Origin of the sequence: Campylobacter concisus (assembly GCF_002913765.1) — a bacterium.
In the GTDB taxonomy this organism is placed as follows: domain Bacteria; phylum Campylobacterota; class Campylobacteria; order Campylobacterales; family Campylobacteraceae; genus Campylobacter_A; species Campylobacter_A concisus_BB.
Genome location: NZ_PPCH01000014.1, coordinates 165439 through 176497 on the forward strand (window position 1 = coordinate 165439; position 11059 = coordinate 176497).

The following is an 11059-nucleotide window of genomic DNA, read 5'->3' on the forward strand; positions in this document are numbered from 1 at the left end:
CTGCATGTTACATCATGTACTATACATTACATCAAGTGCTGCATGTGACATCACATACTGAATGTTACATCATGTACTGCACATTACATCACATGCAGTATGTTACATTATGAATTTATTTGTTATAATCCAAGAAAATTTAATGCCAGTTTCTAGTATATTTATCAACATTTTTAGTATGTTGATAAACTTACTTAGCAAGCTCGGTCCGAGCTTGCTGTAAGGTCTTAGCCAGACGGGCAAAATTTTTATTTACAAAGATACAACCTAAACAAAACTTTATCCATTAAAAATGACATTTGCCGATAAAAGGTCTAAGTTTTTGCTTAAGATAAATATTACTTTAATACATGCAAAAACCTCTCTCAAAATTTTACTCATAAAATTTCTTTCTCCCAAAATAACAATCCATACCCATAAAATGCTAAAATAGCAAGCAAAATATAAATGGCTAAATTTACAAATGCTAGAGAGCGACCTTTGAGAGTTGGCGGAGTTTTTGCGCCCAGGGTCAAACCTCACATCGTATCAATACTACGTGCCAATGCTTGGTCTTATCTTTTTGCGATACGCTCTGGGGCGAGCTACCTGAGTGTTATGATGATATAAGTATCTCGGCGTGCAGATAGAAAATTTATGAGTATGTCTATATGAGATATAGGAGTGTTGCGTAGGATATACCGCAAGTTTGTAAGCAAGCCAGTGTAAATTTACTTGGTAAAATTTACACGGCTAGCTTACTTTGGTGGCTTAAATTTATAGATTACGCATTGTAAATTTTAAAGAATGCTTACTACCCCATCTCCATCAATGCATCATCTTTTGTAAATTTACCACTCAACTCTGGCATCTCATTTACTATTATCTCTTTTAGCTCAGGATCGGTGCTTGCTATTTCAAGTAAAAGACCTAAGCTTTTGTCATTAAAGTCTCTTAGCCTGATATTTTCTTTTTGCAAGCTTTTGCTTTTACGTGCTAGAGATTGATTTTCTCTATTCTTACTCTCTATCAATGCATTTTGTTCATCTATCTTTGTTTGCTGATTAGTATGTGCTTTTACTCTATTTTTAAGAAGCATTATCTCTTTGTCTTGCTCAGCTTGAATCTCTTTTAAATCATCTAGCTCTTTTTCTAGCTGCTCTTTTTCTTTTAAGACTTCTAAGCTTTTCTTTTTATCTTCCTCTATGATCTTGTTTTGTTCTGTTACTTGCCCATCAAGAAGTTCTACCTTTTCTTTTAGCTGCTCATCAGATGTGATGGTTATGCTTTCTTGCATTTGTTCAAAAACAGAATTTCTAAGACCTACTATTAAAGCTCTTTTTTCATTTGGCTCTAACCTAAAGTACTCGTCGCCCAACAAAGGCTCTTTCTTTTGCATATACTTATTTGCTTCCGCTTCTATAAGCTTTTGAATTTTCTCTTTTAGCTCTTGCTCGCTCTTATATTCACTTGCTATTTGGTGCATTTGGGTTAAATTCTTGTGTCTATTTTTACTTGACTTACCACGAAGTACCTGACCTTCAAATGCCTCTGCTCCCATATCTTGTAGCTCTTTACCAAATTTTGCTGTTTTTGACCTGCCACTAAATCTCAAATTTGCATGCTTCTCAAAGTTGTAGTTTGTAAAGATGATGTGATAGTGCTTGGTCTTTTCGTCATTATGCTCAGCCACAAGCAGACACTTTGCGCCATACTTCGCGCAGTATGCATTTACAAATCTCATTACTCTATCCATGCATATGTTTTCATTTATAAATTTTGACTCTTCGTCGTTTAGCCCTTCTTTTGGCTCCTTTTCTCTGTCTGTACCAAATGTGATGATGACTTCACAAAAACTAGCCATATCTTTGCGCCAAGCTCTACGTATAACTATATCTTTACCTTGTCGTTTTTGTGTGTAGGATTGCTTGCCATAGTCTTCTTTAAAGCTATCCTGAAAGCCTTTAAGTAAATTCTTTACAAAAGCCATATTATGCAGCTCATCATCTTTGCCGTTAGCATCTCTCATATTGCCATTGCCATTAAACTCGCTTAGGAGCTTGTAGCGATTAATAGTGGCTGGGGTTTTGTTAAGATACTTTATATGCTCAGTCTGATTTTTCTCACGGCACGCATGTGCAAATCTACCTATGGCTCTACCATATGTTAAAAAACCTGACCTCACATTTATGACTAGGCTGTGATCATTTACTATATATGCATTAGCCATGGTAAATCACCTCACCATTTGAACTTTCTCTCGTGCTAGCAGTGCTAGTTACTATTAATGAAAATTTTTTCATTTTCTTCCTTTTTAAAATGTCTTTATAGTAATTACACCAATTTTGGAAAAAATCTGCGCTAGAAATGCAAATTTTCGTAAAAAGTTTATTTTTTAGAAAGAAAAGTTAAAAATATTAAAATGATAGAGGTTAAAATTGCGTATTTAAAGGAGTCTTGAGATAAAAAGCAAGAAGTAGAAATTTAAAGCAAATCTATTTTTTATGGTATTAAAAGGGTTATGGCTTTATAATCGCTAAAATTTTAAGAGACTGTCCCACTTTAGTAACTAAGTGTTCCACTCTTAAAGGAAATTTTAAAGAAAGGGAAAGAACAAAAGCATCACTGCTAGTGCCTAAAATAGAATGTTTTGGTGTCACGGGGGAGACTTGAACTCCCGACCTCCGGCTTATGAGGGTTTAAAAATAAACCTTGTGTAAGCACCAAAAAGACGGCACACAGCCAGTTTCACACTAGGTATCTGCTACATTTTGCTACAAAGTTATATTGCATAGGTAACAAAGATGCAATATTTAGTCAAGCGAAATGGCATATATTACTTTAGAGTAGCCATCCCACTATATCTGAGGCCTTATTTTGGTAATAAAACCGAATACATAACCTCCTTCCTAACAAAACGCTTTGATACAGCAAAAAATCGTGCTAAGATCTACTCTATAATTTTTAACGCGATCAAAAAGGCATGGAAGATGAATTTGAGCAGCGAACTTATAGAGCACTTGGTGCTTATGCTTTTAAAAGCCAAGGAGGCCAAAAGTATCAAAGAGCATGATATGCTTGGCAGATATATAAATTTAGATGGACTACTATCACTAAATTTGTTTTTAAAACAGAGTTTAAAAGAAGATAGCTTGCCCAGTGTAATATCAAAAGAGATTGATGATATCTGCAAAAAGCTATCTTGTACTGACTCTCACACCAAAAAGCTTCTTGGCAAAAGAGTGCTTGAAGCAACGATAGATAACATAAATCACATATCATATAAAATGTGCAAAAACCAAAAGCTACTAAATGATAAGCAACAGACATTTGTACCACTTGGTAAAAAGCACAAGAGTGCAAATTTAGATGATAATACTAAAGACGAGATAGCAAAAGGTGTTAAAGAGGCTAACATAGATAGCTATCAAGACGATATAGAGACTTTAAAAAAGCAGAATTTGGTGCTACCTTTTACTAAAAAGTCCTTAAAGCACTCTATTTGCGAGCTAAGAGATGCTATAAATGAGCTAGCCAAGCAAAAAGGTGCACTCACACAAAACGATATCCTAAGAATATTTGGTTGTGAGTTATTACCAGATGGAGACAATGAGCTAAGCGATGATCTAAAATTTGGATATGGAAATTTAAATGATCCTAACTTTGGTGGTCAGGTAAAGCTATATAATGCAGATGAATATGAAGATAAAGGCATAGTTTTAAGTAACATTGAGGCTAAAGATCTTGTGATAGATGATACAAGTGATACTAGTGGCATGACTTTCAATGAAGCTATAAATTTCTTTCAAAAGCTCTTCTCAAATAGAGCTAGAAGCTTTATATCGCAGCTAGGTTCAACTGCTAAAAACGAAAGCAAAGCTGACATGCTCACACTAAAGAGTGCATTTGAAAACTATGTATCAAACACAAGTATTTCAAACAACTGGAGTGATAGCACATTTGGCCTTGTTAGGCATGTAGGGCGGCTAATGTCTATGAATTTTGGTGATGGGCTAGATATTAAAAAGATAAAAAGAGATGACTTGCTAAATTTTAGAAATATCTTACTGCAACTACCAACCAAACTCTCTCAAAATAGTCTCTATAAAGATAAGAGCTTAGATGAGATCATAGCTTTGGCAAAAGATAGACCAAAAATTTCTAAATCAACCATCAAGAAGTATATTGTTAGAGTTAGTGAGTTTTTTAAATACCGCTACGATAGTGACTATATAGATAAGAATCCAGCTACAGATCTACAAATAAATTTAAACCAAGATGATGTTACAAATAAAAACCCTTATGAAGAAGTGATGTAAATGCACTTTTGGATATTGTGAGTAAGATTAGATCAAGTGGTGATACTAAAAGCCAAAGAATTAGTAAAGATGAGCTATTTTTCGTTACTCATATAGCAGCTTATTCTGGCATGAGACTAAATGAGATAATCCAGCTAAATACAGATGACATAGTCGAAAAATATAACATAGTATGCTTTAGTTTAAATACAAAAATAGATGTAAAAACAGGCAAGAGCAAGACTTTAAAGACCAGAAACTCTGCAAGGATAGTTCCTATCCACTCTAAGCTAAGTAGCATTGGGCTATTTGAATTTATAGAGAATAAAAAGAAGCTAGCTAGGAAATGCAGCAAAGCAGTTAGGCTATTTAGCTGTGATAATAAAGACTTCTCTGAATATTTTAGAAAGAAGATCAATACTCAAGTTATAAAAGATAGTGATAAAACAAGGACATTTCACTCATTTAGACATACTTTCATAAACAAGCTCATCCAAAGTGGCCAGAGGGTTGAACATATAGCTGCTCTTGTAGGGCACGAACAACAATACAAGATCACCATGAACACTTATGGCGAGCCAGTAACTCCAAAAATTCTAAAGGATCTAGTTGAGGAGGTAAATTTTTATCAAGGAGGGGAAGGGTGAGCGTAGTAAACTATTTAAAATGATGAGATTGTTAGCATAAATAGTAAAGATTGATTTATAATTTAAGGTTATTTAAGATTCTAAAATTATGCTTCATTTTATAACTTCTTAATATTTTACTATATGTTATTTGATTTATCTTAAACGGATCGATAAACAACGAAAAACATAACCTAAACCAGCTTGCATCTATATTCTATATATGGTATTTGCTATCAAAAAGCCATCTTGTATTTCATCTGGGCGAGGATACTTTTTGTCCGACAAGTCAGACAAAAAGACCTCGTTAGGGATAGTCCCTAAAACCCCATATTTATTATACAGCCTAAAAAATTACTGTATTTTGTTCCATAAGAACCAAACACTAATAACTCAAACGCATCTTTATTTTCAAAAAAATACCCTCCTTACTGGTTTGTCCAGTAAGGAGGGTACATATCAAAACCCTTCTCTTTTTCTTTTATAGAACTTTTGCGTTATATACTTCTTCGGGCTTAGCGGCCAATAGTCTTGCTGCCATATCTTTTTTCATCTGAATCAAAGTAGTCTCTTCTTCTTCACTTCTATCTTCTTTTCTTGCTAATTCAATAAATTCTTTTAGTACAAAACCTGGCTTTATGGTTATAACAACTGTTTTATCTCTATACTTGAATTTAAAATAATATCTTCCATGGGGACTTTCTAAGACTTCTTCAGCTTCTTTTAAATTAATATCAACGGAAATTCTACCATCTGTTACGCATCTTGTTACCATTTCAAAAGCATCTAGCCCTCCCGGTCCAGGAAATGCTGTAATAAGATATATCTCTCTTCTTTCTAATAATTTCCCATCATCTAAAAGTGGAAAGGCTCTACTCATGACTTGAAATGCATGAGCTACTCCCCCAGGATAACCTACACCATGATAGCTTAGTAAATTATCAAAGCTATATTCTAATTCATGTCCTTTTTCTAATACTTTTATTTTATCCATGTTTTTTCCTTTCTTGTTAAACTACTTCCTCAATATTGTAGCAACTTCATCATCTGATAATTTGTAATCATATTTCTAATACTTTTATTTTATTTATCCATGTTTCTTCCTTTCTTGTTAAAACTACTTCCTCAATATTGTAGCAACTTCATCATCTGATAATTTGTAATCATATACATATTCAAAGAAATTCTTTAACTCTACTTCCATGTCCATATCTGAAAACAATTGTGGATACTGTATTTTTGCAGCCCATTTAACTGTAAGCGGAGTTTCAACCCCAGGAGGATCCCACCTATAAACACCTATAGGAATTTTGTATACTTGTTTGTTAGCTACAGCTTTAATTGTTGACCAGTTTCTACCTTCCTGCTTATTTTCAATAAAGTCTTCCGGCATTAAGTCTGAATGATTTCCTAAATAAATGATATCAGGGTTCCATACAATCATCTGCTCCATGTCCACTTCAGCCAATTTACCCTTAAGCTCGTGGGCCGGATTATGGGCTCCACTTGGTTTCATCCAATGGTCGTATGTTTTTACAGCTATTTTCATGTCACTATAAAACTCTATAACTTTTGGTTTATCTTCATCTTTTATTTCAGCTAACTTTGATGTTACTTCATTAATTCCTTTGTCCATATATTCAACTAATAAGTCGCCACGTTCTTTCTTTTGAAGTACTTCAGATATCATTTTTATATTTTCTTTTATACTGTCAAATTCTGCCCTCTTTAAAGCTACTACCTTAAGTCCTGCAGCTTCCATTTTTTCAATTTCTTTCTCAATATTCGAATAAATAAACACTACATCCGGTTTTAGCTTCAATAACTCTTCCACGTTAACAACTGAGTCTTTTGAACACCATTTAGTATTCGCATTAGCTAGTTGTGGATACATGTTTTTTAAAACACTTTCTTCAAAAGCTTTAATAGAAGATGGGTTGCATCCTACAATTTTATCTGTCTTTCCATCAATTGCATATATTATAGACGGAAGAGGCTTGTCCACCGTTGCAATTCTTTCCGGTGTTTTTTCAAATTTAATCGTTTTTCCTCTAACATCAGTAATCGAGTATTCGCTTTCTTTTACCTTTTTAACTTCTTGCACTTGACTAGCTTCTTTTTCCTTGTTTTCACTGATTTCATTTTTATTACTTTGAGAGCTGCCGCCATAAGCATTTAAAATTAATGCTAGTACTAAAAATAATAATAAACTAATCCTTCTTTTCATTTTTCCTCCTTCGAAAATTATACACTTAGTGGATAAACTCCAAACAAATCTGCAACTTCTTCTCTTAATATATGAGGTCTTTGTCTAAGAGCTTTGCCAACTTCTATCTTTCTTTCTAAATCAACTTGATTAATTCTTTCTTTTAATTTTCCTTCTTGTTCACTCCTTTCTTTAGCAGAGTAAGGTTCTTGATATAGGGTTTTAATAGCTTCATTAATTTCATCTTTTGAATTAAAGGTTCCCAGTACAGAATCTATAAAAGGAAAGGACAGAATATATGCATATGCCGCTTGAACCAAAGTTTGGTCTTCTTTTATACGAATAGCGTTAAATATATCTTCATAAAGCAACAAGTCTCCTGTTGCCAGCGGATTCATAGCTATTGTCCCTATATCTTTTTCATGAGTCTTCATTATTCCTTTTAATCTGTATTTGGAATTAATTATATTAAAGCCCTGTAAACTATAATCAAATTTATACTCCCCAATCATCTCAATTAGTTCTTTATTTTGTAAGTGTGAAGAAAAAGTAATATGCTTAATAAGTCCTTCTTCTCTTGCTTTTTCCATCTCTCTTATAGCTCCATAGTCTTTAGCTCCTCTCCATTCTTCAAAAGATTTTACACCCCAAAGACAAGTAAAGGAGTCAATACAACTTATTCCTAAATTCTTCAAAGAATTTTCAAGATTTTTTCGAAATGTTTTAGAATCTCCGGCATGCGTCTTTGACATAATATAAAATGGTTTTTTATGCTTCTTCATTTCTTTTATGGCTGTACCTAATATAAGTTCTGAACAATTGTTTCCATAAGTATCGCCGGTTTCAAAGAAATTTATTCCTTGTTTATATGCATAGAAGAAATTTTCTGCATGTTTATCTATATCTTGGGGATTCTTTAAGTGATGACTTCCCATAGATATTCTTGAAATTTGTATGCCTGTAGATCCTAATTTTCTATATTCCATTCATTAACCTCCTTCTAACAGTTCTATATGGCTTTATAAGGTGCAACTGTTTTGTATTCAACTTCTTCTGCTTGAAAAATTAAAATTTTAGCTTTGATCTGAAAATACTTTTGTAAGTTATCTTCAGTAATGGCTTTCGAACTTTCATCAAAGGTTGTTTTGTAGTCACTACCGATAAACAAAGTTTTGTCAGATATCTGCAATGCATGACTAGGAAAATGAGTGTTTATTATGCAAGCAGATTTTTTATTTACATTTATATGTTTAATTGCCTCTATGATTCTAATTTGATTCTTCATATCCAGGTTTGACTCCGGTTCATCTAAAATAAGAAGTTTTGGATTAGAAACAAGAGCTCTCGCAATCATAACCATTTGAAGCTCTCCTCCGGATAGCTCATCACAGTATCTATTTGATAGCTTTTCAACTCCTAATTCTTTTAAAGTTTCATAAGCTTTATCATAATCTTCCTTCGTAGGGATATGGAAAAAACTGTTTTCCTTATCTAAACCCATCACAACCATTTCTAAAACCCCATAACTAAACACACTTTTCTTAACTTGAGGAACATAACTTAAGTTTTCCCATAATTCTTTTTCTGCATATTCATTTATATCTTTGCCGAACAATAAGGCTTTTCCCGTGTCCCATTTTAAAAATCCCATAAGACACCTTAAGAAAGTAGTTTTACCCACCCCATTGGGTCCAAGAATGGACATTACTTCTTCTTCTTTTAAATCAAATGAAATATCTTTTAAAATTTTTCTCTTGTCATATGAAAAAGTACCTTTTTTAACTTGGAGTATCATCTTCTTTCTCCCGAATTCTTTCTAAGTATAGTTATGAATAATGGCGCACCTATAAATGCTGTTAATATTGAAATGGGAATTTCATTGCTTGTAGCTGCTCTTGAAAGGGTATCTATCAGTAATAAATAAATTGCTCCCATAACACAACAAGTTGGAATAAGGTACCTATTATCATTTCCGATAACCATTCTCGCCAAATGGGGAATTATTAAACCTATCCATCCTATAATTCCACATACAGAAACTGTAGTTGCAGTTATCAATGTTGAGAGTAAGATAACCACAATACGTAATTTTTTTACATTAATTCCTAAAGACCTAGCCTCATCAGAATCTAGAGATAAAAGATTCAATTTCCACCTTAATAGAAAGAAGCCGAAAATACAAGGTATTATTATTATTGAACAAATAACAAGGTCTCTATAGGATACACTTGCTAAACTTCCCAGCAACCACATAGTGATAGTTGGAAGCTTATCTTCCGGATCTGCTATATATTTAATAAATGATATTGAAGCATCAAATAGTGACTTTACAATTACTCCGGATAAAACTAACACATACAAATCTGTTCGTTTTTTTACTCTGGATAGGTTTAAAACTATATAAACTGCTAAAAGCCCCAGAAGCAAAGAAACATGCTGAGTCACTATCATGTCTAGGGATAATAATATAGATAAAGCCGCCCCAAAACCTGCTCCTGAAGACACCCCTAGTATGTCCGGGCTAACTAAAGGGTTTGAAAAAACAGTTTGATATGCTGCTCCTGCCAGTGATAGCCCTGCACCTACTAAAACTCCCATAAGTATTCTAGGTAGTCTTATGTCAATTATTACACTAGTTTCATATACATCTAAGCCGCTAACATCTCCGGTTATTGTTTTGTATATAATCATAAATGCTTTATAGGGGCTAACCGGATATCTTCCTAAACAAATAAAAGTTAGTATTAAAAGCAATAGCAATACAAAGAGAACCAATATGCATAATTTTTTATTCTTAAAGAAACCTTTTCCCATTTATCCACTCTTTCTAATTAATAGTAAAAATCTTTTATATAGTCTCCTATCCTCAATATAAAGAAGTTAACAAAATCTTTTTAGATATTTGCTCTAAATTAGGACTTAAGGATAAGTCATAAGAGATTATTTCATTTGTATACATATCAAGTATTGGTGAAATGTAGCATTTACTCCATGAAAAGTTAAATTGAGATACATCAGTACTCCATTTTTGTAACGGCTTATCAGCTTTAAAATTTCTGTCTATTATATTATCAGCAATCTTGCCTACTTTACCTTTGTATGAATGATATTTTTTCTTTACACTATTAAGAATCCTATTATGAGTTACTTCATAATCTCCGTTTGCCATGATTTACCCTCATTTCTTTAAATGTAACTTGGTTGTATTATAGCACTTGTTATATTTGAAAGTCAAGATATTGATACGCATATTCATCTTTAAAATGGTCTTCATCATACTCTTCATATACATAAGCATAATTTAACCTAAAATGCACATTACCAATGTACGCATCTACCATTGTTGTGTTAGCAGTCGGTTTTTTAGTGTAGGCTTCGATAGTTAGGCTTGCTGGCAAAAAAGATTCTTGGTAAGTAAATTCACTTTTGGCAATAACACATTTTTCATTTAGGTATGAATTGCAAAATTCTAAAAACTTAGCTCCTAATTCATCTGCTAGCTCTCTTTGTGTGCTAGCCAAATCTACAAACTGATGTGCCCCGTGAGGTAGATCACGTCGCCGATTTTGATGCTTGAAAGATCCTCGGCGCTTATTGGCGTAGTTAAAATTTTCTTACTCATAGCGCAAACTCCTTGTGCGATTTTACAGCAAAACTTAGCTGCTCGTTCCAGATGATGTGGCCTTTGCGGTGCGACCAGCAGCCTACATTTACAGCAACGGCGATGACACTTGGGTGGCGAGCGCAGTTTTCTATATGTACGCCCATAACCGAGCTTGCACCGCTCATGCCTTGTGGGCCCAGACCTATTTTATTTATGCCATCTTCGAGTAGCTTTTCAGTTAATGCAGCGCGTTCATTTGGATTTTTAGAGCCCAAAGGCCTCATAAGCGCCTTTTTAGAAAGCAAGGACGCTACGTCGATCGAAGTGCCCACGCCAACACCAACTA

12 protein-coding genes are annotated in these 11059 nt (G+C 33.7%); 3 read left to right on the forward strand and 9 right to left on the reverse strand.

What is annotated here, in order from left to right:
* Positions 1-447: 447 nt before the first annotated feature.
* Positions 448-609, forward strand: a complete 162-nt coding sequence (locus CYO89_RS10355) for a hypothetical protein (protein WP_159070908.1) — start codon at positions 448-450, stop codon at positions 607-609.
* Positions 610-793: 184 nt separating this feature from the next.
* Here CYO89_RS10355 and CYO89_RS04530 read toward each other — a convergent pair whose 3' ends face one another.
* Positions 794-2209, reverse strand: a complete 1416-nt coding sequence (locus CYO89_RS04530; protein WP_103597294.1) for a hypothetical protein — start codon at positions 2207-2209, stop codon at positions 794-796.
* 574 nt (positions 2210-2783) lie between these two features.
* Here CYO89_RS04530 and CYO89_RS04535 point away from each other — a divergent pair.
* Positions 2784-4298, forward strand: coding sequence for a DUF6538 domain-containing protein (locus tag CYO89_RS04535; protein ID WP_258032527.1), 1515 nt, complete (start codon positions 2784-2786; stop codon positions 4296-4298).
* Between the two features lie 17 nt (positions 4299-4315).
* Complete coding sequence (locus CYO89_RS10575; protein ID WP_258032528.1) at positions 4316-4924, forward strand: tyrosine-type recombinase/integrase; 609 nt, start codon at positions 4316-4318, stop codon at positions 4922-4924.
* A gap of 460 nt (positions 4925-5384) precedes the next feature.
* On the opposite strand, the gene CYO89_RS04545 is transcribed toward CYO89_RS10575, so the two are convergent.
* The 8 genes from CYO89_RS04545 to CYO89_RS04585 all read right to left on the reverse strand — a co-directional run.
* Positions 5385-5897: a hypothetical protein gene (locus CYO89_RS04545; protein WP_009295483.1), complete on the reverse strand. Its 513-nt coding sequence runs from the start codon at positions 5895-5897 to the stop codon at positions 5385-5387.
* A gap of 123 nt (positions 5898-6020) precedes the next feature.
* Complete coding sequence (locus CYO89_RS04550) at positions 6021-7130, reverse strand: ABC transporter substrate-binding protein (RefSeq protein WP_009295484.1); 1110 nt, start codon at positions 7128-7130, stop codon at positions 6021-6023.
* 17 nt (positions 7131-7147) lie between these two features.
* Positions 7148-8095, reverse strand: a complete 948-nt coding sequence (locus tag CYO89_RS04555; RefSeq protein ID WP_009295485.1) for an aldo/keto reductase — start codon at positions 8093-8095, stop codon at positions 7148-7150.
* Between the two features lie 23 nt (positions 8096-8118).
* A complete protein-coding gene (locus CYO89_RS04560) occupies positions 8119-8904 on the reverse strand; it encodes an ABC transporter ATP-binding protein (protein ID WP_009295486.1) in 786 nt (261 codons plus the stop codon).
* Positions 8901-9923 (reverse strand): FecCD family ABC transporter permease, encoded by a 1023-nt coding sequence (locus CYO89_RS04565; RefSeq protein ID WP_009295487.1) that lies wholly within the window; start codon positions 9921-9923, stop codon positions 8901-8903. The genes CYO89_RS04560 and CYO89_RS04565 overlap by 4 nt, the downstream gene beginning before the upstream one ends.
* Positions 9924-9975: 52 nt before the next feature.
* Positions 9976-10278 (reverse strand): hypothetical protein, encoded by a 303-nt coding sequence (locus CYO89_RS10465; protein ID WP_219809355.1) that lies wholly within the window; start codon positions 10276-10278, stop codon positions 9976-9978.
* Positions 10279-10327: 49 nt separating this feature from the next.
* Positions 10328-10630, reverse strand: coding sequence for a hypothetical protein (locus CYO89_RS04575; protein ID WP_103597295.1), 303 nt, complete (start codon positions 10628-10630; stop codon positions 10328-10330).
* 97 nt (positions 10631-10727) lie between these two features.
* A partial coding sequence (locus CYO89_RS04585; RefSeq protein WP_181001883.1) for a fumarate hydratase occupies positions 10728-11059 on the reverse strand: 332 nt, incomplete at its 5' end.